General features: G+C 63.3%; 23 protein-coding genes. 13 read left to right on the top strand and 10 right to left on the bottom strand.

Annotated features, from left to right (window positions below; translation table 11 throughout):
- Entirely contained in the window at positions 1 to 1,197 is a 1,197-nt protein-coding gene (locus JQ611_RS16835) for a bifunctional 2-C-methyl-D-erythritol 4-phosphate cytidylyltransferase/2-C-methyl-D-erythritol 2,4-cyclodiphosphate synthase (protein ID WP_212466046.1), read from the bottom strand.
- A 286-nt stretch (positions 1,198 to 1,483) separates the two neighbouring features.
- On the opposite strand from JQ611_RS16835, the gene dusB reads away from it, so the two are divergent.
- From dusB to hflX, 7 genes are all read left to right on the top strand, one after another.
- Positions 1,484 to 2,485 carry a tRNA dihydrouridine synthase DusB gene (gene dusB, locus JQ611_RS16830; RefSeq protein WP_212466100.1) on the top strand — a complete coding sequence of 334 codons (1,002 nt, stop codon included), beginning with the start codon at positions 1,484 to 1,486 and terminating at the stop codon, positions 2,483 to 2,485.
- Positions 2,482 to 3,657: a nitrogen regulation protein NR(II) gene (locus tag JQ611_RS16825; protein ID WP_212264669.1), complete on the top strand. Its 1,176-nt coding sequence runs from the start codon at positions 2,482 to 2,484 to the stop codon at positions 3,655 to 3,657. Before dusB ends, JQ611_RS16825 begins: the two co-directional genes overlap by 4 nt.
- A 9-nt stretch (positions 3,658 to 3,666) precedes the next feature.
- Positions 3,667 to 5,109 (top strand): nitrogen regulation protein NR(I), encoded by a 1,443-nt coding sequence (ntrC, locus tag JQ611_RS16820; protein ID WP_192735943.1) that lies wholly within the window; start codon positions 3,667 to 3,669, stop codon positions 5,107 to 5,109.
- Between the two features lie 146 nt (positions 5,110 to 5,255).
- Positions 5,256 to 7,604, top strand: coding sequence for a PAS domain-containing sensor histidine kinase (locus JQ611_RS16815; protein ID WP_212466045.1), 2,349 nt, complete (start codon positions 5,256 to 5,258; stop codon positions 7,602 to 7,604).
- Between the two features lie 17 nt (positions 7,605 to 7,621).
- Complete coding sequence (locus JQ611_RS16810; protein WP_212264664.1) at positions 7,622 to 8,992, top strand: sigma-54 dependent transcriptional regulator; 1,371 nt, start codon at positions 7,622 to 7,624, stop codon at positions 8,990 to 8,992.
- A 274-nt stretch (positions 8,993 to 9,266) separates the two neighbouring features.
- Entirely contained in the window at positions 9,267 to 9,515 is a 249-nt protein-coding gene (gene hfq, locus JQ611_RS16805) for an RNA chaperone Hfq (protein WP_006020546.1), read from the top strand.
- Positions 9,516 to 9,526: 11 nt separating this feature from the next.
- On the top strand, positions 9,527 to 10,903 hold the full coding sequence (gene hflX / locus JQ611_RS16800) for a GTPase HflX (RefSeq protein ID WP_212466044.1): 1,377 nt from the start codon (positions 9,527 to 9,529) through the stop codon (positions 10,901 to 10,903).
- Here the strand turns inward: hflX and JQ611_RS16795 are convergent.
- Positions 10,900 to 11,376: a hypothetical protein gene (locus JQ611_RS16795; protein ID WP_212466043.1), complete on the bottom strand. Its 477-nt coding sequence runs from the start codon at positions 11,374 to 11,376 to the stop codon at positions 10,900 to 10,902. The two genes, hflX and JQ611_RS16795, sit on opposite strands and share 4 nt — an antisense overlap.
- A gap of 53 nt (positions 11,377 to 11,429) precedes the next feature.
- On the bottom strand, positions 11,430 to 12,278 hold the full coding sequence (gene mazG, locus JQ611_RS16790) for a nucleoside triphosphate pyrophosphohydrolase (protein WP_212466042.1): 849 nt from the start codon (positions 12,276 to 12,278) through the stop codon (positions 11,430 to 11,432).
- 135 nt (positions 12,279 to 12,413) lie between these two features.
- Here mazG and queC point away from each other — a divergent pair, with 135 nt between their 5' ends.
- Positions 12,414 to 13,124, top strand: coding sequence for a 7-cyano-7-deazaguanine synthase QueC (gene queC, locus JQ611_RS16785; protein WP_212264656.1), 711 nt, complete (start codon positions 12,414 to 12,416; stop codon positions 13,122 to 13,124).
- A gap of 87 nt (positions 13,125 to 13,211) precedes the next feature.
- Here the strand turns inward: queC and JQ611_RS16780 are convergent, their stop codons facing one another.
- The 6 genes from JQ611_RS16780 to nthA all read right to left on the bottom strand — a co-directional run bounded on the left by JQ611_RS16780 (position 13,212) and on the right by nthA (position 18,011).
- Positions 13,212 to 14,504: a TRAP transporter large permease gene (locus JQ611_RS16780; RefSeq protein WP_212264655.1), complete on the bottom strand. Its 1,293-nt coding sequence runs from the start codon at positions 14,502 to 14,504 to the stop codon at positions 13,212 to 13,214.
- 26 nt (positions 14,505 to 14,530) lie between these two features.
- On the bottom strand, positions 14,531 to 15,073 hold the full coding sequence (locus tag JQ611_RS16775) for a TRAP transporter small permease (protein WP_212264653.1): 543 nt from the start codon (positions 15,071 to 15,073) through the stop codon (positions 14,531 to 14,533).
- Positions 15,074 to 15,082: 9 nt separating this feature from the next.
- Positions 15,083 to 16,090 (bottom strand): TRAP transporter substrate-binding protein, encoded by a 1,008-nt coding sequence (locus JQ611_RS16770; RefSeq protein ID WP_212466041.1) that lies wholly within the window; start codon positions 16,088 to 16,090, stop codon positions 15,083 to 15,085.
- A gap of 231 nt (positions 16,091 to 16,321) precedes the next feature.
- Positions 16,322 to 16,705 carry a nitrile hydratase accessory protein gene (locus JQ611_RS16765; RefSeq protein ID WP_212389215.1) on the bottom strand — a complete coding sequence of 128 codons (384 nt, stop codon included), beginning with the start codon at positions 16,703 to 16,705 and terminating at the stop codon, positions 16,322 to 16,324.
- The gene (nthB, locus tag JQ611_RS16760; RefSeq protein WP_212466040.1) at positions 16,705 to 17,364 is read right to left on the bottom strand and encodes a nitrile hydratase subunit beta; all 660 of its coding nucleotides are present in this window, start codon (positions 17,362 to 17,364) and stop codon (positions 16,705 to 16,707) included. The genes JQ611_RS16765 and nthB overlap by 1 nt, the downstream gene beginning before the upstream one ends.
- A complete protein-coding gene (nthA, locus tag JQ611_RS16755) occupies positions 17,364 to 18,011 on the bottom strand; it encodes a nitrile hydratase subunit alpha (protein WP_212466039.1) in 648 nt (215 codons plus the stop codon). Before nthA ends, nthB begins: the two co-directional genes overlap by 1 nt.
- A 62-nt stretch (positions 18,012 to 18,073) precedes the next feature.
- On the opposite strand from nthA, the gene JQ611_RS16750 reads away from it, so the two are divergent.
- The 5 genes from JQ611_RS16750 (at position 18,074) to JQ611_RS16730 (ending at position 24,782) form a co-directional block, all read left to right on the top strand.
- Positions 18,074 to 18,847 carry a hypothetical protein gene (locus JQ611_RS16750; RefSeq protein ID WP_212466038.1) on the top strand — a complete coding sequence of 258 codons (774 nt, stop codon included), beginning with the start codon at positions 18,074 to 18,076 and terminating at the stop codon, positions 18,845 to 18,847.
- A 117-nt stretch (positions 18,848 to 18,964) separates the two neighbouring features.
- Positions 18,965 to 19,771, top strand: coding sequence for an enoyl-CoA hydratase/isomerase family protein (locus JQ611_RS16745; protein ID WP_212466037.1), 807 nt, complete (start codon positions 18,965 to 18,967; stop codon positions 19,769 to 19,771).
- 340 nt (positions 19,772 to 20,111) lie between these two features.
- A complete protein-coding gene (locus JQ611_RS16740; RefSeq protein WP_212389210.1) occupies positions 20,112 to 21,131 on the top strand; it encodes a TRAP transporter substrate-binding protein in 1,020 nt (339 codons plus the stop codon).
- Between the two features lie 62 nt (positions 21,132 to 21,193).
- Entirely contained in the window at positions 21,194 to 23,092 is a 1,899-nt protein-coding gene (locus JQ611_RS16735; protein ID WP_212264640.1) for a TRAP transporter large permease subunit, read from the top strand.
- A 28-nt stretch (positions 23,093 to 23,120) separates the two neighbouring features.
- The gene (locus JQ611_RS16730) at positions 23,121 to 24,782 is read left to right on the top strand and encodes an acyl-CoA synthetase (protein WP_212466036.1); all 1,662 of its coding nucleotides are present in this window, start codon (positions 23,121 to 23,123) and stop codon (positions 24,780 to 24,782) included.
- Positions 24,783 to 24,883: 101 nt separating this feature from the next.
- On the opposite strand, the gene JQ611_RS16725 is transcribed toward JQ611_RS16730, so the two are convergent.
- Positions 24,884 to 25,516 (bottom strand): antibiotic biosynthesis monooxygenase, encoded by a 633-nt coding sequence (locus JQ611_RS16725; RefSeq protein ID WP_212264637.1) that lies wholly within the window; start codon positions 25,514 to 25,516, stop codon positions 24,884 to 24,886.
- Positions 25,517 to 25,598 lie beyond the last annotated feature (82 nt).

Below are 25,598 nucleotides of genomic sequence, written 5' to 3'. Positions count from 1 at the left end.
CTATTCGCTCCGACCTTGATCGTCCCAAGGCAGACGGATGGTGGCGCTCGCGGTCGCGGCGATGCCTTCCTCGCGGCCGGTAAAACCGAGCCGTTCGCTGGTGGTCGCCTTGACGGCGACGCGAGAGATGTCGAGCCCGGTGATCTCGGCGATGCGCGCGCGCATGACATCGCGCAGCGGGCCGATCTTGGGTCGCTCGCAGATCAAGGTGGCCTCGAGATTGGCGATGCGGCCGCCGCGGGCGGTGACGCGATCGACCGCATATTTGAGGAACTTGTCGGAAGCGGCGCCTTTCCACTGCGGATCGCTGGGTGGGAAGTGCGAACCGATATCGCCGTCCGCCAGCGCGCCGAGGATGGCATCGACCATGGCGTGCAGGCCGACGTCGCCGTCGGAATGGGCGAGAAAGCCGCGGGTGTGCGGCACGCGGACGCCGCAGATCATCAGATGATCGCCGTCGCCGAAGGCGTGCACGTCGTAGCCGGTGCCGGTCCTGATGTCGCCGAGCATGGCGCCGAGGCGGGCTTCCTCGCGGACGAAATCTTCAGGGGTCGTGAGCTTCATGTTCGCAGGATCGCCTTCAAAGGTCGCCACCGTCAATCCCGCCCATTCGGCGAGCGCGGCATCATCGGTGAAATCGCTGCGGCCCTCGCGCGCGGCGCGGCGATGCGCTTCGAGGATCACGTCGAAACGAAACGCCTGCGGCGTCTGGGCAATGCGCAGCCGCGCGCGGTCCGGCGTGGCTTCCACATCGCCGGCCTCACCGACCTGTTTGATCGTATCGGTGACGGCGATCGCCGGCACGGCGGCGCCGGTGCGGCCGGCGGCGTCGATCGCGCGCGAAATCACCGCCGGCGTCACGAATGGCCGCGCCGCGTCGTGGATCAGAACGATGTCGGGCTTCTCGCTGGCAAGCGCCTCGAGCCCGGCATGCACCGACGCCTGGCGCGTCGCGCCGCCGTTGGTGGGGGGGTTATGGCGCAAACCGGCGACGGCCTCATTGAAGACCGCTGCGTCGTCGGAATTCACAACCGGTTGCACGGCGAAGACGTCGGGGTGGCGGCAGAACGCTTCCATCGCGCGGAAGATCACGGTCTGCCCGCCGATCGTACGGTATTGTTTGGGCCCTCCCGCGCCGGCGCGAAGTCCGCGCCCGGCTGCGACGAGGATGGCTGCTGTACGCTCCGGTTTCGACATTTGACTCAATTACGGACGGATCGGGTTGAGGAGAGGGGATCGGGCCCCTGCGGCGCACAGCCCTTACCATGCCGAATGCGTAAAAACAGAGCGTTTCCCAATAGCTGTGGGAAAAGCAGTTTTTGTTGCAGTGCACTTGCACAAATGATAGAACTGTCTAAAGTGTAGGCATGAAGCTTGACTGCACAAGATTTGTGCTCACAATATGCGCCGACAGTAGCAATGCCGCTGCTGCCAGACCAATGAGAACACCGTGACCGGCCTGGACGATCCTCGCCCTAAGACCTTGAAGATAGGCGATATTTCGGTCGCTAACCGGGTTCTCCTGGCGCCGATGTCCGGCGTTACCGACGCCCCCTTTCGACGCCTTGCCGCCGCCCTTGGGGCGGGACTCGTCGTGTCAGAGATGACCGCCAGCGACGATCTCGTACATGGCCGGCCGATGTCGGTGTTGCGCTGCGAGGCGACCGGGATCGGCCCGCACGTGGTTCAGCTTGCAGGCTGTCAAACCCACTGGATGGCGGAAGGGGCCAGGATTGCCGAGGCGGCCGGCGCCGACATCATCGATATCAATATGGGTTGCCCGGCGCGTCACGTGACCGGCGGCCAGTCCGGCTCGGCGCTGATGCGCGATCTCGACCATGCGCTCAAACTGATCGAGGCGACGATCGCTGCCGTCAAGGTTCCGGTGACGCTGAAGATGCGGCTCGGCTGGGACCACGGCTCGCTCAACGCCCCCGAACTCGCGCGCCGCGCGGAAGCTGCCGGCGTGCAGATGATCACGGTGCACGGCCGCACGCGCTGCCAGTTCTACAAGGGCGAGGCGGACTGGAGCGCGGTGCGCGCGGTCAAGGACGCGGTCTCGGTTCCGCTCGTCGTCAATGGCGACATCACGTCGTTCGAGAAGGCGGTGAGCGCGCTCGAAATGTCTGACGCCGATGCCGTGATGATCGGGCGCGGCGCGCAGGGACAGCCCTGGCTGCCCGGCCAGATCGGACGCCAGCTGCAAACCGGAAAGCCCGAAGCCGCGCCCTCGCTGGCCGAACAGCTCGCCCACATCCGCGCGCTCTATGACGAAGTCTGCCGTCTCTACGGTTTGCGTATCGGCCTCAAGCACGCGCGCAAGCATCTCGGCTGGGCGCTCGAGATCGCTGCCGAATGCAGCCGCGCGCCGGCGGAGAAACTCAAGAGCTGGCGGCAGAAGATACTGACGTCGGAGGATCCGCACCGGGTACATCGATCGCTCCAGGACGCCTACGACGATTTTGCATGGAGTGCTGCAGCATGAATTCAGCCGCAGAACAACGCCGGCGACTGCCGTCCGAAAGCGATGCGATCCTCAATGCGCTGCCGAATCCGGTGCTGCTGATCGCGCCCGACGGGCGCATCGTCGACGCCAACATCGCCGCGGAATCCTTTTTCGAGATTTCGACCCAGTTCCTGCAACGACAGTCGCTGAAGGAACTGGTGCCATTCGGAAGTCCGCTGCTGGCGCTGATCGATCAGGTGCGATCGAGCGGCTCGCCGGTCAACGAATACAAGGTCGATCTCGGTACGCCCAGGATCGGCGGCGACCGCCAGGTCGATCTTCACGTCGCGCCGCTGACGGAGCGGCCGGGCCACATCGTCGTGATGCTGCAGGAGCGCACGATCGCGGACAAGATGGACCGGCAATTGACGCATCGGAGCGCGGCGCGTTCGGTGATCGCGCTGGCGGCGATGCTGGCGCATGAAATCAAGAACCCGTTGTCCGGCATTCGCGGAGCGGCACAATTGCTCGAGCAGGCGGCCTCATCCGAGGACCGTATGCTGACGCGGCTGATCTGCGACGAGGCCGACCGCATCGTCACGCTGGTCGACCGTATGGAAGTGTTCGGCGACGACCGGCCGGTGGCGCGCGGTCCGGTCAACATTCATTCCGTGCTCGACCACGTCAAACGGCTGGCGCAATCGGGCTTTGCCCGCAACGTCCGCTTCGTCGAGGAATACGATCCGTCGCTGCCGCCGGTGCTGGCCAATCAGGACCAGCTCATTCAGGTCTTCCTCAATCTGGTGAAGAACGCCGCCGAAGCGGTCGCCGATCTCGGCAGCGACGCCGAAATCCAGCTCACCACCGCGTTCCGCCCGGGGGTCCGCCTGTCGGTACCGGGCAAGAAGTCGCGGGTATCGCTGCCGCTTGAATTCTGCGTCAAGGACAACGGCTCCGGCGTGCCGGAAGACCTGTTGCCGAACCTGTTCGATCCGTTCGTGACCACCAAGCAAACCGGCAGCGGGCTCGGTCTCGCGCTCGTCGCAAAAATCGTCGGCGATCACGGCGGTATCATCGAATGCGAATCCCAGCCGCGGAAGACGACGTTCCGCGTGCTGCTGCCGATGTTCAGCTCCACCAAACAATTCGACCAAAGCAATCGCGATGACGTTTCGGGTACGCCATCGCCTGCCTCACAGGCCGCAAGATGAGGAATAATGATGCCCGCAGGTAGTATACTTGTCGCTGATGACGACACCGCCATCCGCACAGTTCTAAACCAGGCTCTCTCGCGCGCCGGATACGAGGTGCGCCTGACCGGAAACGCGGCGACGCTGTGGCGATGGGTGAGCCAGGGCGAGGGCGACCTCGTCATCACCGACGTCGTGATGCCCGACGAGAATGCGTTCGACCTGCTGCCGCGGATCAAGAAGATGCGGCCGAACCTTCCCGTCATCGTCATGAGCGCGCAGAACACCTTCATGACGGCGATCCGGGCCTCGGAGCGTGGCGCCTATGAATATCTGCCGAAGCCGTTCGACCTGAAGGAGCTGATCACCATCGTCGGGCGCGCCTTGGCTGAGCCGAAGGAGCGCGTGGCGAGTTCTGCCGACGAAGGCGAATTCGACTCTATCCCGCTGGTCGGCCGCTCGCCGGCAATGCAGGAAATCTACCGCGTGCTGGCGCGTCTGATGCAGACCGACCTCACGGTGATGATCTCCGGTGAATCCGGCACCGGCAAGGAGTTGGTCGCTCGCGCGCTGCATGACTACGGCAAGCGGCGCAACGGCCCCTTCGTGGCGGTCAACATGGCGGCAATCCCGCGCGATCTGATCGAGTCCGAACTGTTCGGCCATGAACGCGGCGCGTTCACCGGCGCCAATACGCGGGCTTCCGGCCGGTTCGAACAGGCCGAGGGCGGTACGCTGTTTCTCGACGAAATCGGCGACATGCCGATGGAAGCGCAAACCAGGTTGCTGCGGGTACTGCAGCAGGGCGAATACACCACGGTGGGTGGGCGCACCCCGATCAAGACCGACGTGCGGATCGTGGCGGCGAGCAACAAAGACCTGCGCATCCTGATTCAGCAGGGCCTGTTCCGGGAGGACCTGTTCTTCCGTCTCAACGTGGTGCCGCTCCGGCTGCCGCCGCTGCGCGAGCGCATCGAGGATCTGCCCGACCTGATCCGGCATTTCTTCTCGCTCGCCGAGAAAGACGGGCTGCCGCCCAAGAAGCTGGATACGCTGGCGCTGGAGCGGCTCAAGCAGCACCGCTGGCCCGGCAACGTGCGCGAGCTTGAAAATCTCGCACGCCGGCTCGCAGCGCTCTATCCGCAGGACGTCATCACGGGCTCAGTGATCGACGGCGAGTTGGCGCCGCCGGCCGTGGCGTCGGGTGGCAATGCGCCGCTCGGTGTCGAGAATCTCGGCGGCGCGGTCGAGGCCTACCTGTCATCGCACTTCTCGGGCTTCCCGAACGGCGTCCCGCCGCCGGGCCTCTACCATCGCATCCTCAAGGAAATCGAGGTGCCGCTGCTCACGGCGGCGCTCGCGGCGACACGGGGCAACCAAATCCGCGCCGCCGATTTGCTCGGCCTCAACCGCAATACGCTGCGGAAGAAGATCAGGGATCTGGATATTCAGGTCTACCGCAGCGGGGGCTAGCCGGTTAGATCTCGTCGAAATCCTGGTATCGAACGCTTTCGCGGCGGGGCGCGCCGCGGAATTGTCGCAATTTGGCAACATTGTGATATGAATGCATCAGTCCGCGGCAGGCGGACACAAAGCCTTTCAGCTCACCGATTGCCGGAATGACCACCGCAGAGACCTCGGCGCCTACGTTTGACCCGTCGCTTGCCCAATCCACAGGAGGAATCCTGCGGAAATGGGTGGCGCCGTTTGCCGTCGGGATCGCGCTGCTGTCGGCGTTCCTGACCTTTGTCGTGCTCAGCGGCCTGACGCCGATCGAACCTTCGCGCAACGTCGTCTACTCCTTCCTGTTGATCAATGCCGCGACCATCCTGCTGCTGGTTGCCATCATCATCCGCGAAGTCTGGCTGGTGGTGCAGGCGCGGCGCCGTGGCAAGGCGGCGGCAAGGCTGCACGTCCAGATCGTGGGTCTTTTCTCGGTGATTGCCGTGCTGCCGGCGGTGCTGGTGGCGATCGTGGCCAACATCACCATCGATCGCGGCCTCGACCGGCTATTCTCGGGCCCGACGCGGGAGGTGATCCAGAATTCGCTGATCATCGCGCGGGCCTACACGTACGAGCACGCGCAGCTCATCAATGGTGACATCCTGGGCATGGCCAATGATATCGCCAACGCGTGGCCGTTGTTCGTCCAGGACCGGCGTACGTTTCTGGAATTGCTGACGGCGAGTGCCTCCAAGCGCAACTTGCCGGGCACGATGCTGCTCGACAAGGAAGGCAACGTCGTGGTGTCGGCGCAAACCGGCATCAGGCAAGCCTTTGCGACGCCGCCAAAGGAATTGCTCGACAATGTCGGCGAGGACAAACCCGAGATTTCGGTTTTCCCGGAGGAGAATTACGTCGCAGCGGTGGTCCGCCTGCGGGCCTTCGACGATACCTTTCTCTACGTCGCGCGCCTGCTCGATGCACGGGTGGTTGGCCAGTTGCGGCAGACCCAAGCCAGCGTCGCCGAATATGCCCAGATCGAAGCACGCCGGCTCGGCATTCAGGTCGCTTTCGCGCTGATGTTCGCAGTGATCGCGCTTACGATCCTGATGGCGTCAGTGCTGATCGGGTTGAACTTTGCCAACTGGCTGGTGGCGCCGATCCGTAATTTGATGAGCGCCGCCAACATCGTCTCCACCGGCGATCTGCATGTCCAGGTACCCGTCCATAAATCGGAAGGCGATCTGGCCCAATTGGGCGAGACCTTCAACAAGATGACCCAGGAACTGCGCACCCAGCGCGACGAACTGGTCAGCGCCAGCGACCTGATCGACAGCCGCCGCCGTTTCATCGAAGCGGTGCTGTCCTCGGCCAGCGCGGGCATCATCGGCGTCGATGCCTCCGGCAGCGTCGGTATCCTGAACCGTTCGGCGGAAAAACTCATCGGTCACGTGGAATCAGAAACGCTCGATCATCCGCTGTCGGACGTGCTGCCCGAACTCGACGACATGATGAAGACCGCGCGCGAGGGTACGCAGAAGCTGGTGCAGGGCCAGATCACCATCACCCGCGACGGCCATGAGAGCAATCTGTCGGTCCGCGTCAGCGCCGAACAGACTGGGCAATCGCGCGACAGTTACATCATCACGCTCGATGACATCACGGATCTGGTTTCCGCGCAGCGCACCTCGGCCTGGGGCGACGTGGCGCGCCGCATCGCCCACGAAATCAAGAATCCGCTGACGCCGATCCAGCTTTCGGCCGAACGTATCCGACGCAAGTTCGGCAAGGTCATTATCGAGGACAAGGGCATCTTCGAGCAATGCACCGACACCATCGTGCGCCAGGTCGACGACATCAGGCGGATGGTCGACGAGTTCTCCCGCTTTGCGCGGATGCCGAAGCCGGTAATGGAAGGCGAGGACGTCGCCGATACCGTACGGCAGGCGGTATTCCTGATGAAGGTCGGGCATCCCGACCTCGATATCGAGACCGAAATCAAGCAAGACCCGATCCGGGCGCAGTTCGACCGCCGGCTGATTTCGCAGGCTTTGACCAACATCATCAAGAACGCGACCGAAGCAATCGAGCAGGTTCCGCCGGACGAGCTTGGCAAGGGTCGTATCGATGTCGTCGCCGCGCAAGAGAACGACGACATCGTGATCGACGTGATAGACAACGGTATCGGCCTGCCGAAGACCGCGCGTTCGCGCCTGCTAGAGCCTTACGTGACGACGCGGCAGAAGGGCACCGGCCTTGGGCTCGCGATCGTCGGGCGGGTGCTGGAGGACCATGGCGGCCGCATCGAGCTCAAGGATGCGTCTGACTTTCGGCCGGGGCAGCGCGGGGCCTGGATGCGGCTCCGCTTTGCCGTCTCCGGCCAGGCGCCGAAGGCCGAATCGAAAGAACCGGCTGCGGCCGTAAAAGGGCAGGGCGACGAAACAAAAGCGCCGGCTTCCGAAACCAATGAGGCGGCAAACGCGACTAATGATGAACCAAAAATCAAAGCCGCAACAGGCAACTGACAAGACAGGTGTAACCCATGGCCAGTGACATTCTGATTGTCGACGACGAAGCAGATATCCGGGACCTTGTTGCGGGCATTCTGGACGATGAGGGTTTCAGCACCCGGACCGCGCGTGACAGCGATTCGGCGCTTGCCGAGATCGCCAACCGCCGCCCCCACCTGGTGTTTCTCGACATCTGGCTGCAGGGCTCCAAGCTCGACGGCCTGCAATTGCTCGAGCAAATCAAGAAGGATCACGCCGACGTGCCGGTGGTGATGATCTCCGGCCACGGCAACATCGAGACCGCGGTCGCCGCCATCAAGCGCGGCGCCTATGACTTCATCGAAAAGCCCTTCAAATCGGACCGCCTGATCCTGGTGGCGACGCGGGCGCTGGAAACCTCGCGCCTCAAGCGCGAGGTAAAAGAACTCAAGCAACTGGCTCCGGCTGCTAGCGTTCTGACCGGGCGCTCGGCCTGCATGAACCAGCTGCGCCAGACCGTCGACCGGGCCGCCAAGGCCAACAGCCGCATCCTGATCGTCGGCCCTCCTGGTTCAGGCAAGGAGCTGGCGGCGCGGACACTGCATCACGCCTCGAGCCGCGCCGAAGGGCCGTTCGTCGTCATCAACGCAGCGGCGATCACGCCGGAGCGGATGGAAGTCGAAATGTTCGGGGTTGAGCAGACCAATGGCGAACAGGCGCGCAAGGCTGGCGCGCTCGAAGAGGCTCATGGCGGCACGCTGTTCATCGACGAAATCGCCGACATGCCGCGCGAAACCCAGAACAAGATCCTGCGCGTGCTGGTCGATCAGACCTTCCAGCGTTCGGGCGGCACCGCCAAGGTCCATGTCGACGTCCGCATCGTCTCCTCGACCGCGCGCAATCTGGAAGAGGAGATCGCCGAAGGGCGATTCCGCGAGGACCTTTATCACCGGCTATCGGTGGTGCCGATCCGGGTGCCCCCGCTGTCGGAACGCCGCGAAGATATTCCCGAACTGATCGACTACTTCATGGATCAGATTTCGATCGCGACCGGCTTGCCGAAACGCCAGATTGGCCAGGATGCGATGGCGGTATTGCAGTCGCATGTCTGGCCCGGCAACGTCCGCCAGCTCCGCAACAACGTCGAGCGGGTGATGATTCTGGCCGGCGGCGGGCCGGAAGCGATCGTCACTGCCGACATGCTGCCGCAGGACGTCGGCTCGATGGTGCCGGCCATGCCGACCAGCAACAATGGCGAGCACATCATGGGCTTGCCGCTGCGCGAAGCGCGCGAAGTGTTCGAGCGCGATTATCTGATTGCCCAGATCAGCCGGTTCTCGGGCAACATCTCTCGCACAGCGGAATTCGTCGGCATGGAGCGCTCGGCCCTGCATCGCAAGCTCAAAGCGCTCGGGGTTGGTTGAAGTTTATGCCGATCGGCATCCGGCCGGCGGCCGCGCCGATCCATGCACTTGCTTGAGAATATTCGTCTCTTTCCGGAGTTTTACGGAGAATGGTCACTGGGTTCCGCGGGGGTGACGCGCGAACTGGCTTGCCTAAAAAGCGCGCCTGCCTTCTAATCATTCCGCCGAGCCGACCAGAGGGGGATCTCAGGGGAAGCCGGCGACCGGGGCAGGCTCCGTGAGAGAGCAACAACCGGTTAAATAAAAAGAAGCACAAGACGGCGGGACAAAAACAATGGCGGCAGACCGCGCACAAAACCTACAAGACACCTTCCTAAATCACGTTCGCAAAACCAAAACGCCACTAACGATCTTTCTGGTCAACGGAGTAAAGCTGCAGGGGATTGTCACCTGGTTCGACAATTTCTGCCTGCTGCTTCGGCGCGACGGTCACTCGCAGCTTGTATACAAGCACGCGATCTCGACCATCATGCCGGGCGCTCCGATCCAGTTGTTCGAAGGCGGTGAGGATGCTCCGGCTTGAGAGTGACCTGATTGGAACCCCTCAATCGTGAAGGGGGCGCCGACCGTCCGCGGTCGGCGGGGGGCAGACAGACCGGGCGGGTGATCGTCATCGGTCCTTATTTGCGTATGCGCCGCGGCGACGCCGATGCGCAGGCGAACGAGGCTGTGCGCGATTCCGAGGCGCGGCTGGAGGAGGCCGCAGGTCTGGCGCGCGCCATCGACCTGGCGGTCGCCGATTCCCTGATCGCTCCGATCAGCCAGATCAGGCCCGCGACCTATCTCGGCAAGGGCAAGGTCGAGGAGATCCTCGGCCTCATCAAAGGCCATGACATCGAACTCGTGGTGATGGACTGCGCGTTGTCGCCGATCCAGCAGCGCAATCTCGAGAAGGCCTGGGACACCAAGGTGCTCGACCGTACCGGATTGATTCTGGAAATCTTCGGCCGTCGCGCCAAGACCAAGGAAGGCTCGCTGCAGGTCGAGCTTGCGCATTTGAATTATCAGCGCAGCCGGCTGGTGCGATCATGGACCCATCTGGAGCGCCAGCGCGGCGGCTTCGGATTCATGGGCGGCCCCGGCGAGACCCAGATCGAGGCCGACCGCCGCCTGATCGGCGACCGCATCACGCGCCTTGAGAACGAAATCAAGAAGGTGCAGGCGACGCGACGGCTGCATCGTGCCGGCCGGCAGCGGGTGCCGTATCGCGTCGTCGCACTGGTCGGCTACACCAACGCCGGCAAATCGACGCTGTTCAACCGCCTGACGCGTGCCGACGTGCAGGCCGCCGACATGCTCTTTGCTACGTTGGATCCTACATTGCGCGCGCTGACCCTGCCGCATGGCGGCAAGGCGATGCTGTCGGACACCGTGGGATTCATCTCCAACCTGCCGACGCAACTGGTTGCGGCGTTTCGCGCGACGCTGGAAGAGGTGCTCGAAGCGGATATCATCCTGCACGTCCGCGACATCTCGCATGAGGACGCGGAAGCTCAGGAGCGCGACGTCGACGCCGTGCTGCGCCAACTGGGGATCGATCCGGAAGCTGGCGCGCGCATCCTCGAAGTCTGGAACAAGATCGATCGCTTCGATCCCGAAGAGCGCGACAATCTGCGCAACATCGCCGCGCGCCGACCGCCGGAGCGGCCGTGCTTTCTGGTTTCCGCCGAGACCGGCGAGGGGATCGAAGCTCTGCTAACCGCGATCGAGGATCGGCTCGCCGCCTTCCGCATGACGCTCGATCTTTCGATCGACGCCTCCGATGGCGCCGGCATCAGCTGGCTGCATCGTAACGCCGAAGTGCTCACCAAGGAGCTTCACGGCGAGCGGTTCGACATGACGGTGCGGGTAGACGAGACCAAGCGCGATATCGTGGTGTCTCGGTTCGGGGCCGTGCCCCACGCGGCCTAGGCCGCGAGGGCAACAAGCGACAGGGCGAACGCTGCCAGGCAGATCAGCACACGCGCCCGATGCCAGCCGGCCCAGCGCGCCAGTACGGCCGGCAAATCCTCAGGCGACACCGCGTGCCGTGCAAAGGCATCGTTCGCCGACCTGAAATAAACCAAATAGATCGCGACCAGACTCCACGCCAGAACGGCTGCGGTGATCGCCGCGGTGGTGCGCGGCCCAAACCCCTCGGATTGCAGCACGATCTGTATCGCAGCCAGCACAGCGGCCATTGGCGCAGCCGTTGTCAACGGCGCAAAGAAGCGGTACAGGCGCGGCCCATAGCTTGGATGTAGCGCGTAGAACGTGTCCGCAGACAGCGTGCGCCAGTAAGGCAGCAGCAGCCGGTCTTCGGCCAGCAATGCACCAGCGAGAAGGCCAAGGCTGGCGGCCGCCACGAAAGGAAGCAGTTGGCTCACCAAACCGCTCAAAGGCATGGCCCCTCAATTGAGACAATATCGCGGGACGGTATCGGCCAGCTGATGCAGGTTCAAGCCTTCGCTACCGTTGTCGGCTCCGCCGGCCGCTCCTCGCCCTTGGCCTCATTCCACAATGCGTCCATCTCGGCGAGCGAGGCGTTATCGAGCGAGCGGCCCTTGGCCGTCAACGCGCGCTCGATGTAGGCAAAGCGGCGCTCGAATTTCGCGTTGGTGCCGCGCAGCGCGGCTTCGGGATCGGCGCCGACATGCCGCGCCAGATTGACCAGGGCGAACAGGAGGTCGCCGGTTTCGCTTGCGAGCTCCTCGGTATCGCCCTTGTCGAGCGCGGCCTCGATCTCGTCGGCCTCTTCGCGGATTTTATGCAGCACGGCCCGAGGATCGTTCCAGTCGAAGCCGACGGTCGAGGCCTTGCGCTGCAATTCCATCGCGCGCGTCAGCGCGGGCTGACCGGCCTTGATGCTCGATAGCAACGATTTGGGTCCGGCCGGCTCCGGCGGCCGGCGCGCGGCACGTTCGGCCTTCTCCTCGGCCTTGATGCGCTCCCAGGCGCTCTTGACGCCGGCCGGCTGGATGTTGCCGTCCTTGTCGGCGAAGACGTGCGGGTGCCGCCGGATCATCTTTTTCGTGATCGCCTCGACTACGTCGCCGAAAGCAAAGGCGTTCTGTTCTTCGGCCATACGCGCATGATAGACGACCTGCAGCAGGAGATCGCCGAGTTCCTCACGGAGATCATCGAGATCGCCGCGGGTGATGGCGTCGACGACCTCATAGGCCTCTTCGATGGTGTAGGGCGCAATCGTCGCAAAATTCTGTTCGAGATCCCACGGGCAACCGGTGACCGGCGTGCGCAGCGCCGCCATGATTTCGAGCAGCCGGGAAATATCGCGGGAAGGGGTCATGGGTTTACCGACGCCGGGGAAAGGACAGACCTTGGCTTTATGCCGCAAGCGGCGAACCGATCCCAGCGGAACGCGCCGAAACCGGATTGATTTCCACCGATTGGCCTGCGCGCCCGGGAATGGTAATGGGGCTCCATGAGCGATCCGTTCCAATCCGAAACCGCGCTGGTGCTGTTTTCCGGCGGACAGGATTCCACCACCTGCCTGGCCTGGGCCCTGCAGCGCTTCGCGCGCGTGGAAATGTTGGGATTCAGCTACGGCCAGCGCCACGCAATTGAGCTTGGGTGCCGGGATCGTCTGCTATCGGGCATCAAATCATTGCAGCCGGATTGGGCCGCGAGGCTCGGGGAGAGCCATACGCTGGAGATTCCGACGCTGGCGGAGATTTCCGACACCGCGTTGACGCGCGATGTCGCCATCGCGATGGGCGAGGACGGGCTGCCCAATACGTTCGTGCCCGGCCGCAATCTGGTGTTTTTGACGTTTGCCGCGGCGCTGGCGTACCGGCGCGGCATCCGCCACATCATCGGCGGCATGTGCGAGACGGATTATTCCGGCTATCCGGATTGCCGTGACGAGACCATCAAGGCGCTGCAATCCGCGCTCAATCTCGGCATGGCCAGACAATTCGAACTGCACACACCGCTGATGTGGCTGGACAAGGCCTCGACCTGGAAGCTTGCACATGATCTCGGCGGGGCAGGGCTGGTCGACCTGATCCGCGAACATTCCCACACCTGTTATCTCGGCGAGCGGGGCGACCAGCACGATTGGGGCTATGGCTGCGGCGAATGCCCGGCCTGCGCCTTACGCGCCAAGGGCTGGCGCGAATATGCGGCTACCTAGTTATTTGTCTTGACGCATTTTCTTAACGCGAACCGGTGTCCACCCCGGATCAAGTCCGGGGCAGGCTTTCGCTCGAAAACGCTTTAGCTAGTGAAATCCGAACGAGTGCGGCAACCACAGCGACACGGCGGGGATGTAGGTCACGATCATCAGCACCGCGAACATCACGTAATAGAACGGCCAGATCTCGCGCATGATGTCGTCGACCGACACCTTGCCGATCGCGCAACCGACGAACAACGTTGTACCCACCGGCGGCGTCAACAGGCCGATGCCCAGATTGAGCAGCATGACGATGCCGAAATGCACGGGATCGATGCCGAAGCTCTTGACCACCGGCAGCAGGATCGGTGTGCAGATCAGCAACAGCGGCGCGAGATCGAGCGCCGTGCCCAGCACCAGCAGCATGATGTTGAGCCACATCAGCAGCACGTATTTATTGGCTGAAATGGCGACGAAGAATTCCGTCATCTTGGCGGGCATCTGCATCACGGCGGCGATGTAGCCGAAGCAGGATGCGGTGGCGACCAGCGTCAGCACCATGGCCACGGTCTGCAGCGTCCGGTAGGCCAGCTGCGGCAGTTCCGACCATTTGTAGTCGCGGTAGATGAACATGGTGACGAAGAACGCCCAGACGCAGGCCACCGCGCCGGCCTCGATCGGCGTAAAGACGCCCGTGAGGATGCCGCCGAGCACGATCACAAGCGTCACGATGCCCCAGAGGGCTTCGACCAGCATTTTGGCGGCCTGTCGGATCGGCACCGGCTCGCCCTTCGGATGCTTGTCGCGATAGGCGTAGAACAAGCACAACAGCATCAGCGAGAAGCCCAGCAGCAGGCCGGGCAGGATTCCCGCCAGGAACAGGCTCGTGATCGAGACGACCCCGCCGGTCGCCAGCGAATAGATCACGGCGTTGTGGCTCGGCGGCACGACGATGGCCTGCAGCGAGGCGCTGATGGTGACGTTCGTTGCGAAGACCCGCGGGTAACCCTTTTTGGCCATCTGCGGGATCATGACCGAGCCGATCGCGGACGTATCTGCGACGGAAGAGCCGGAGATGCCGCTCATGATCGTCGTTGCAAGAATATTGACTTGCGACAGTCCGCCGCGAATACGCGTGAAACCGACGATGACGGCGGCAAAGTCCACCAACCGTCGCGCCATGCCGCCCTCGGCCATGATCGCGCCGGCCAGGACAAAAAACGGAATGGTCAGCATCGACACCTTGCCGACACCGCTAGACAGTTGCTGCATGATCGCGGCGACCGGAAGGTCGATCCACAGCGCGCCGACCAGCGCGGACAGCGCCATGGCATAGGCGATCGGCATGCCGATGGCGAAGAACACACACATGCTGAGAAGGAGAACTGCGATATCCATCGGACGTCCGTGCTGGAAGAGAAACGTTATTCGATAGGGACGTGGGGATCGCCGCCGCTTGACGGCGGAGGCCCGATGGTCAGCCGTTCGATCACGAACAGCAGCATCATCGCGCCGCTGATCGGGATCGGCAGGTAAGTGATGCCGACGGAAAGCCAGGGAAACTCATCGACTGAATTTCCCCAAGTCGCCAGAGCGAGCTTCATGCCCCACACCATCATGAAAACCGCCACGGCCCCCATCAGCAGTTCGCTGATCACGGCTGCTGCCCCGCGCAGGCGAGGGGGCAGAAGATCGGTGCCCACGGTCATGTTCATGTGGATGCGCTGGCGATAGCAATTCGCGGCGCCGATGAAGGTGATGCCAACCGTCAGCAAGACGGCCAGCGGCTCAGGCCAGGACGAGGCGCTGTTGAGAACGTAGCGGGTGTAAACCGCCCAGGGAATGATCGCCGAGACCAGGACGAGCGCCGCACACGCGATCACGGCGCCGGTCCAGTAGACTGCGTTCATGGCACTGCGGAACAGTCCGGCTCCGGGATCGCCGGCCACTCCAGTCTGCGTACTCATCCGCCGGGCCTACTTCACGGCGTCGATGCGCTTGACCATCTCGGCATATTTGGCGCCGTATTTGTCCCACACCGGCTTGACCGCCTCGCGCCACGGCTTCTTGTCGACGTCCATGATCATCTCGGTGCCGGCGGCCTTCATCTTGTCGATCGCGACTTTCTCCGCCTCGTGCCACAGCACGCGCTGTTCGGCCTGGCATTCCTTCGACAGTTTCTTGATCAGCGCCTGATCGGCCGGCGTCAGTTTCTGCCACGAGATCTTCGAGAAGACGAGCAGTTCGGGAATGATCAGATGCTCGGTCATGGTGAAGTATTTTGCGACCTGATTGTGGTTCTGGGCGATGAAGGAGGGCGGGTTGTTCTCCGCGCCGTCGATGACGCCGGTCTGCATCGAGCTGAAGACCTGGTCGAAGCCCAGGGCGACGCCGTTGCCGCCAAGCGCGTTCATCGTATCGACGAACAGCGGGTTACCCATCATGCGGACCTTGAGGCCCTTCAAATCCGCCATCGTCTTGATCGGCCGCTTGCTGTTGTAGATGTTGCGCGAGCCCGCATTCATCCAGCACAGCGCGATCAGATTGGTCTTCTCATTCGCCGAAATCTTCGCCAGCAGCTCGTCGCCGATCTCGCCATCGATCACCGCTTCCATGTGCTTGGAATCGCGAAACACGAACGGCATGTTGAAGACGTTGACGTCGTCCACGACCGGGCCGACGGCGCCGACGGAAATCCGGGCCATCTGCAGCGCGCCGAGCTGAGCCTGCTCGATCATCTCCTTTTCGCCGCCAAGCTGCATCGACGGGAACATCTGAATGCTAAGGCGGCCGTCGGTGGCGGTTTCCAGCTTCTTGCCCATGCGCACCACGGCCTCGACCGTCGGGTAGCCGAGCGGATGAACGTCCGATGCTCTGATGACCATCTTGGTCTGGGCGAACGCGCGTCCCGCACCGCCGATGCCGCCCGTCGCAGCCAACGCAAACGTCGCGGCTCCAGCTCCGAGAAAATCTCTGCGCTTCATGATTGTCCTCCCTCGATGTTTTATTTGTCGCTGCCGGCATCGTTGGCCGACAGCCTTATTTTCGTGAACAGACTATGCAGTCCGGATTGGCGAAGTAAACAGGGACCGATGCCGCGGCAGATTAATTATTGGATCGAATGATCCATTGATTGGATGGTTCAGGCACCGGCGGCCAATCGCGGGCGATCGACACGTTGGAAACAACGGGCCTCAAAGGGCGCGTACGTGAGCCTAGCCGAAATCGCCCGGCGTCAGCTCGATCGGCGCACCGTGCGGGGTACGGTCGGCGGCGTGATCCCAGGCATCCCGATAGCGGTGCAGGACATCCGACGTCGTGACGCCCTTGGCGGCGACCAGCGTCTCCAGCGTCGCCAGCCAGTGCTGGTAATAGGTCTCGCCCGTATCGGGATCGCCGGCGGCCTGGGCGCGCTTGATCTCTGCGCCGAGTGTCTCCGCCCATTCCTTCCAGGTGAAAACCCCGACTTCGTGCAGTGCCAGCGCCATGGCAAAGGCGCGGGCTTCCCAGGGCTCCCGAAACACCGGGCCATCCTCGTCGCGGGGCACGCCGGGGACGGCAACCGCCGCCCGCATCGCCTGTTGCGGGGTCAAGTTCATCACACGCGCTCCAGGTAGGATTCCCAGGCGTCGACGGATATGCTGAGCGTCGGATCGGTGTCCTTGCCCCACAATTCAGGTCCGTCGAACCGCACCGTATAGAGCCATTGCGGGCTCTCGCCGACGCCGAGCGAATTGAGATCGGCGAACACGTGGCACCCGTGATTGAGCTCGATCGTGCCGAGATGCCCGCGGACATATTGCGGCAGCCGCGTGTGCGTCTGCGGATGAATCTCTTTCATCCGCACCGTTTCGCCGACCGCGAACAGCGCAGGCGACGTTGCCGTCCGTTCGGTCGACGCGCCACGCCGGATCGTCGGCACGACGTCTTGCGGGGGCAGGGTCTTTACGTCGGGCTTGGGCGGCGAGAGCACCTTGCCGGCCTCGATTTCCTCTGATGTCACCAGTCCGCGTTCGATCATCAACGTTTCCAGACCGGCGAGCCAGATCTGGAAATAGCTCTTGCTGAGGTAATCCTCGGGCGGACGGTTCTCGCGCGCAAAGCGCGACATGTCGATGTTCCAGCCGCCGGGACGTGACATCGCGACCGTCAGCGCAAAGGCGCGGCGCTCCCATTCGCCATGAAACACCGGCTCGTTCGGCTCGGGCACGACGGGGCCAAAGCCTTTGGCGCCGCCCATATCGTGCGCGCCGTCCATCAGGCGGTCTCGCCAGGCTGTTTCGGCAATCCGGTGCCGATCATGCTGTCGCGGGTGACGAGTTCGGCCAGCTGCTCGGCGCTCCAGCCGTCCGTGCCTTTGGGCCGCATCGGCAGCACGAGGTAGCGGATTTCGGCGGTGGAATCCCAGACGCGGATCCTTGTCGTCTCGGGCAGGGCGACGCCAAAATCCTGCAACACGCCGCGCGGATCGGAGACGGCGCGGGAGCGGTAGGGCGCGGATTTGTACCACACCGGCGGCAGCCCGAGCACCGGATGCGGATAGCAGGAGCACAGCGTGCACACGACCATGTTGTGCTGTTCGGGCGTGTTCTCGACCACCACCATGTGCTCGCCTTGCCGCCCGCTATAGTCGAGCTCGGCGATTGCCGCCGTCGCATCCTTCATCAGCCGCGCGTGATAGGCCGGATCGCTCCAGGCTTTTGCGACCACGCGGATGCCGTTGCGCGGGCCGATCTTCTTTTCATACAGGTCGATCAGGAGGTCGAGCGAGGCCGGATCGACATAGCCCTTTTCGGTCAGGATCGATTCCAGAGCCCGCACCCGCAGCTCGGTCTCCGACAATTCCGAATGGTCGTGATCGTGGTGGTGATGATGGTCGTGATGATCGTGGTCATGGCCTGTCATGCGGCCAAGATAGTCGCAAAATCCGGGCTATGTCGAGGCGAAGACTCTGCTAGCATTTGGCCATGGGGATTGGGGCAGGGCGCATCGCAATCGCGGCGGCAGCGGCCATTTCGGCTTGGCTTCCGATTTGGTTTCCGGCCGGCGATGCGCGCGCTGCCAACGGCGCCTATGCGGTCGATGCCGCCGACATCGCCGAGGTCGGCTCCTGCAAGGTCGAGAGCTGGCTGCAGGCGGCGACCAATACGGATTTTACAGCCGTGGCCAATCCATCCTGCGCGGTGAATATTTTCAGGCCGGTGGAATTAAGCATGCAGACGGTCCGGTCGCGCAGCGACGGCGACTGGAGCACCAGCCTCGCGCCCAAGGCCAAGTGGAACTTCATTCCGACCGGAGTGGGACGGTTCGGCCTGTCGTTTTATGCAGGCGGATCGTTCGACGCGTTGACCGGAGATAACCTCACCGCGTTCGCGGTCGTGCCGGTGACCTACAGGCTGTCCGAGACGATGCGGATCAATCTCAACGGCGGCTGGATGTGGGACCGCATGGCCGACCGGCATTACCTGATCTACGGCGCCGGCTTTGACTGGAAGCTCTCGGACACGTTGCAGTGGACCATCGAAGCGTTTGGCCAGGCCGGCCAGTCGGACGAGCCGAGCGCGGTCCGGCCGCGATTCCAGACCGGCATTCGCTACCGGCCCAACGACATATTCTCGGTCGACCTGATCTACGGCCACAATATATCGGGCGAAAACGCCAACTGGATCACGCTTGGCACCACGATCCGCTTTCCGGTCCCGGGAGGCAAACCCGACCACCAGCGTACGGGCCATTTGTGAGCCTCCACACGGCCGGTTGCACCGCCGGGCGGGAGGGGCCGGCATGCAAACAGCGTGCGGGCCGACCGCGGACTTCTGCGCTAAGGTTCTCAAAAATCACGGGTAGGGAGACGCCGCTTGACCGGGTTTGTCACCATTGAAAGAGGCCTTGGGCCCGATGGCCGTATCGCCGTCGTCCGCTTCGACCGCGGCGATGGCATCAACGCAATGTCGCCGGAGGCGATGCGCCAGCTTACCGATGCCGCCCGCAGCTTTGAGGATGACGGCGCGACCTCGGTCGTGGTGCTGACCGGCGCCGCCAAGGCATTCACGGCCGGCTTCGATCTCAAGGACCCCGAGGGCCGGGCGCGGAAAACCATGGACCTCGGCACCCTGCGCCGCCACCTGAAGCTCGGGCCGCGCCTGACGCGGGCCTGGCAGGACATGGAACAGATCACGATCGGCGCTATCGAAGGCTTCTGTGTCGGCGGCGGCGTCGCGCTGGCGGTGGCGCTGGATTTCCGGGTCATGGCCCGTGATGCCCATTTGCGCGTGCCCGAGGTTGGGCTCGGCATGAACATGAGCTGGCAGAGCGTGCCGCGCATGCTGCACCTGATGGGACCGGCGCGGACCAAGCAGGCCGTGATCCTGGCCGACCACCGCATCACGGCGGCCGAGGCTCATGAATGGCGGCTGGTCGAGGAGGTCGCCGATCCCGGCAAAGCATTCGACGCCGCCATGGCGCTCGCCGGCAAGGTCGCGGCCCAGCCACCGCTGTCGGTCGCCATGACCAAGCTGACGGTCAACCGGCTCACGCACGCGCTCGACGATCTCACCAGCCATATGGACGTCGACCAGTTCGCGCTGGCGAGCCTGAGCGAGGATCACAAGGAAGGTGTCGCTGCGTTCCTGGAGCGGCGCAAGCCGCGGTTCAAGGGGCGGTAGGATCGGGCTTCGAGCGGGCGTAGCCGTGCCGCCTCGTGGCTGTTGCCAATATCCGAGATTCGCATAAGGTATATTATGGAATATTTATATCTACAATTAGATCAGATATTTAGTGTGAATTCCTTCCAAGCCAGGTCAGATTGATCCGGTTTTTCGATCCAGACTGCCGGCCCCAAACATCTCGCAAAAGCCAACGCATGACTGCTCGCGGCTGTGTCCCGAAAACCGATATTGCCGCGGCCGGCGGACGCTGCAATAAGCCGCCCGGCGAGATCGCTCGCAGCATCCGGTCCGCATAGGATTGGGTCTCAAGAACAACAACCCTCAAGGGAGAAACCAGATGAGCTTTTCACGACGCACGCTTCTCAAGGCATCCGCTGCGTCAGCGGTGCTGGGTGGCATCGGCGCGCCGTTTGTGGCGCGTGCCCAGACCGCCGAATTCACCTACAAATATGCCAACAACCTCCCGGACGGCCATCCGCTGAACGCCCGCGCCAAGGAGATGGCGGCGGCGATCAAGGCCGAGACCAATGGCCGGTTCGACCTGCAGATTTTCCCGAACAACCAGCTCGGTTCCGACACCGACATGTTGAGCCAGATCAGATCCGGCGGCGTCGAATTCTTCACGCTGTCAGGCCTGATCCTGGCGACGCTGGTGCCGGCGGCGTCCATCAGTGGCATCGGCTTCGCTTTCCCGGATTACGACACGGTCTGGAAGGCCATGGATGGCGGGCTGGGCGCCTATGTCCGCGGCGAGATCACCAAGGCCAACCTCGTGGTCATGGACAAGATCTGGGACAACGGGTTCCGCCAGACCACGTCGTCGAGCAAGCCGATCAACGGGCCTGAGGACCTCAAGGGCTTCAAGATCCGGGTGCCGGTTTCGCCGCTGTGGACCTCGATGTTCAAGGCGTTCGATGCGGCGCCCGCCTCGATCAATTTCAGCGAGGTCTATTCCGCGCTGCAGACCAAGATCGTCGAGGGCCAGGAAAATCCGCTGGCGATCATCTCGACCGCCAAACTCTACGAAGTTCAGAAATTCTGTTCGCTGACCAACCACATGTGGGACGGCTTCTGGTTCCTGGCCAACCGCCGCGCGTGGGAAAAACTCCCGGAGGATGTCCGGACCATCGTCACCAAAAACATCAACGCCGCGGGCGTCAAGGAACGCGAAGACGTCGCCAAGCTCAATGCCGGACTGCAGCAGGAATTGGCCGGCAAAGGCCTTGTCTTCAACCAGCCCAACGTGACGCCGTTCCGAGACAAACTTCGCTCGGCCGGCTTCTATGCGGAATGGAAGGGCAAATACGGCGAACAGGCTTGGGAGCTGCTGGAAAAGTCCGTCGGCAAGCTGTCGTAGCCGGATAGGGGTCTCAGACCCTTATCCTGTCTTTTGTTCATGCTGTGGTGCAGGGCGCTGCGATGGCTCATGCCGAACTGACCGAGAACGTGACCGGCGAGGTGGCAGAGCCCCCTCGCCGCCGTTCCCTGCTCGCGTCCACTGAAAACTTCCTTGGGATGCTGGTTGAGATCCCGGCAGCGCTCCTGGTCGTCGCCGAGATCGTCATCCTGTTCGCGGGCGTGGTGGCGCGCTACGGGATGCACCGGCCGTTGATCTGGTCGGACGAACTGGCCTCGATGCTGTTCCTGTGGCTGGCGATGCTGGGGGCTGCCGTGGCGTTCCGGCGAGCCGAGCACATGCGGATGACGGCAGTGGTCGCGAGCGCCAAGCCTGCGCTGCGCGCCTATCTCGATGTGGTAGCGACTTCGGCCGCGCTGGCGTTCCTTCTGATGATCGCCTGGCCGGCCTTTGAATATGCCTACGAGGAAAGTTACATCACCACGCCGGCACTGCAGGTCACCAATATCTGGCGGGCGGCGGCGCTACCGGTCGGCATCGCTCTGATGGCGCTGTTTGCGTTGCTGCGGCTGATGCGGGCGGGCAACGTCCGTACCGTATGCGCGGCCATCCTGTCCGTTGCGCTTGTCATCGCGGCCTTCTGGCTGCTGAAGGGCTCGCTAAAGCCGCTGGGCAATCTCAACCTGATCATCTTCTTCGTCGGCGTGGCCGGCTTCTGCGTGTTCGCGGGCGTTCCCATTGCGTTCGGCTTTGGGCTGGCGACCTATGGCTATCTCGCGCTGACGACCAATACGCCACTGATGGTGCTGGTCGGCCGCATGGACGAGGGCATGAGCCACCTCATCCTGCTGTCGGTGCCGCTGTTCGTGTTTCTGGGGTTGCTGATCGAGATGACCGGCATGGCGCGCGCCATGGTGGCGTTCCTGGCGAGCCTGCTGGGGCATGTCCGGGGCGGGCTGCATTACGTGCTGGTCGGCGCGATGTATCTGGTTTCGGGCATCTCCGGCTCCAAGGCCGCCGACATGGCTGCCGTTGCCCCGGTGCTGTTTCCGGAAATGAAGGCGCGGGGCGCCAAGCCGGGCGATCTGGTCGCCCTGCTCTCGGCCACCGGCGCCCAGACCGAAACCATCCCGCCCAGTCTGGTGCTGATCACGATCGGCTCGGTCACCGGCGTATCGATTGCGGCGCTGTTCACCGGCGGCCTGCTGCCGGGCGTGGTGCTGGCGATCACCCTGTCGGCGCTGGTGTGGTGGCGCTACCGCGACGAGGACCTGACACATGTCGCCAGGGCCAGCGGCGGCGAGATCGTCCGTGCGTTCATCATCGCCCTGCCCGCCGTGGCGCTGCCTTTTGTAATCCGCTACGCCGTGGTCGAGGGCATCGCGACCGCGACCGAGGTCTCCACCATCGGGATCGTCTACGCCTTCGTCGTTGGCTACCTGATCTACGGGCTGTTGATCTACCGCAATTTCGACTGGCGGCGGATCATGCCGATGTTGGTCGAGACCGCGTGCCTGTCGGGCGCCATCCTGCTGATCATCGGTTGCGCCACCGGAATGGCCTGGGGCCTGACCCAGTCCGGCTTCTCGCGGACGCTGGCGGCGGCCATGACCGGCCTGCCCGGCGGTTCGGCGACCTTCATCGCGGTGTCGATCGTGGCCTTCGTTATCCTCGGCAGCGTGCTCGAGGGCATCCCGGCGATCGTGCTGTTCGGGCCGCTGTTGTTTCCGATCGCGCGTGCGGTCGGGGTGCACGAGGTTCACTATGCCATGATCGTTATTCTGGCGATGGGTATCGGGCTATTCGCGCCGCCGTTCGGAGTGGGCTATTATGCCGCCTGCGCCATCGGACGCGTCGATCCGGCCGAAGGGATCAGGCCGATCTGGGGCTATCTGCTGGCGCTGATGGTCGGACTCATTATTGTGGCGATCTTTCCGTGGATTTCGATCGGGTTCTTGTAGGTTCAATTTTACTGACGGGACAAAGCCGATGAGCGCAGCCCAAACTCCAGACCAAGGTCAATACAGCATCGGATTGGACAAGACGCCGGCGAATTACGTGCCGCTGACGCCGCTGAGCTTCCTCGCCCGCAGCGCGGCTGTCTATCCCGATGCCGTCAGCACCGTCTACGAAGGCCGCGTCTTCACCTGGTCGGAGACCCATGAGCGCTGTCGGCGCTTTGCCTCATACCTCGCCGGTCGCGGCATCGGCCATGGCGATACGGTGGCGGCGATGCTGCCGAATATTCCCGCGATGAACGAATTGCACTTCGCGGTGCCGATGGCGGGCGCGGTGCTGAATGCACTCAACATCCGGCTCGACGCGCCCTCGATTGCGTTTCAGCTCGATCATGGCGGCGCCAAAATCATCCTGGTCGATCCGGAATTTTCCGGCGTGATCGCGGAAGCGCTGACGCTGATGAAGGGACCCAAACCTTATGTCATCGACGTCGACGATGCGGCATTTGCCGGCGGCAAGCGGATCGGCGAACTCGAATATGAAGCGGCGGCGGCGCAGGGCGATGCTGGTTTTGTGGCACGACTGCCCGGCGATGAATGGGACGCGATCGCGCTGAGCTATACGTCGGGCACCACGGGCAACCCGAAGGGCGTCGTGACGCATCACCGCGGCGCCTACCTCAACGCCGTCAGCAACATCCTGGCGGGCAATCTCGGCCAGCATCCGGTCTATCTCTGGACGCTGCCGATGTTTCACTGCAACGGCTGGTGCTTTCCGTGGACGGTCGCGGCCTCCGCCGGCATCAATGTCTGCCTGCGTAAGGTGGATCCGTCGAAGATTTTCGAACTGATCCCCAAACACCGCGTCACCCACATGTGCGGCGCGCCGATCGTCTACAACACGCTGATCAATGCGCCGGACGCCCCGAAGGGCGCCAAGGCGCGGCCCGTGGTCGGGTTGATTGCAGGCGCAGCGCCTCCTGTTGCCGTGCTCGAAGGCGCCGAGAGCATCGGCATCAAGCTGACGCATGTCTACGGCCTGACCGAGGTCTATGGCCCGGCGTCGGTCTGCGCCGAGCAACCGGGCTGGGACGAACTGCCGGCCGATCAGCGCGCGCAGCTCAAGCGCCGGCAGGGCGTGCCCTACCCGCTGCAGGAAGGCGTCACGGTGCTCGATCCCGAAACCATGCGCGAAGTGCCGCGCGACGGCGAGACCATCGGCGAGGTGATGTTCCGCGGCAACATCGTGATGAAGGGCTATCTGAAGAACGAGAAGGCGACGAGCGAAGCGTTTGCCGGCGGCTGGTTTCACACCGGCGATCTCGGCGTGCTCGATGCGAGCGGCTACGTCATCATCAAGGACCGCTCCAAGGACATCATCATTTCCGGCGGCGAAAACATCTCCTCCGTCGAGGTCGAGGACATCCTCTACAAACACCCGGCCGTGCTGTTCGCGGCTGTGGTCGCCAAGCCGGATCCGAAATGGGGCGAAGTGCCCTGCGCCTTCGTCGAGCTGAAGGACGGCGCGAAAGCAACCGAAGCCGACATCATCGCGTTCTGCCGCGGCCACATGTCCGGCTTCAAGACCCCGAAGGCCGTGGTGTTCGGGGTCATTCCGAAAACGTCGACCGGGAAGATTCAAAAATTCCTGCTGCGCAACCAGGTGGATTCCGCGAAGGCGATTTCGGCCTAGGTTTGTAGGGTGGGCAAAAGCGAAGCGTGCCCACCACGCTTGCGCGAATCTGACGAACGATGGTGGGCACGGCGCTTACGCGCCTTTGTCCACCCTACAGCCTACCCCTGCTCTCTCCTGACCGGTGGATAATACTGCGGCGCCTCAGCTCGCTCGTACATGCCGTAGTCGCGCATGACCTCGAAGACGCGGAAATACTCCGTCGTGGGATCGGTAAATAGCCGCGCACCGAATGCGGCACCGCCCGCTTCGTCCGGCACGTCGATCAGGTGGGCATACTGTCCTTCGCGATAGACGCTCGTGAACGCGTCACGGCGCCAATCGGTTGCGACTGGAAGTTCGGCGCTTCGCGATTCCGCCGCCAGCACATAGGTCGGCGGCCGGCGCGAAGGATCGTTGTAGGGCGTCCGCTTCTTCGCCTGCCAGACAGGTTGTCCCGGCCTTTCTTCGTGAATGACCTGAGCGACGCGAATGCGGTAGTCCGAAAAGACCTTTTCGCGGCCGGCCGTCTGGACCTCGTGATGGTGGCCGTGGGCCCGCCAGGCCGTCAGGGCGCCCTCGTCCTGCCATATCTGGTAGGACAGCAGCAGGTTCTCCTGTGTCAAACTCCTGAAGCGATCAATGAAAAGACAGCCACCCATGGCCTCAAGCTCGGGCTTCAGTGAAGCGGCGAGATTGAGATACTGGTCCCGGCGCCCGGGCCTTGTTTGAACTTCGAAGAACAGGCCGATCATTAAACTACCCTGCTTTTCTCCCAACGTAGTCCGTTTGCTCCACCCGCTCCAGCGTCAACCGTCATGGGCCGGATCACGCCAG

This window comes from Bradyrhizobium sp. AUGA SZCCT0182 (assembly GCF_018130185.1).
GTDB lineage: Bacteria > Pseudomonadota > Alphaproteobacteria > Rhizobiales > Xanthobacteraceae > Bradyrhizobium.
Note: the sequence above shows the minus strand (reverse complement) of the source record. Positions and strands in the feature narration are given on the sequence as shown.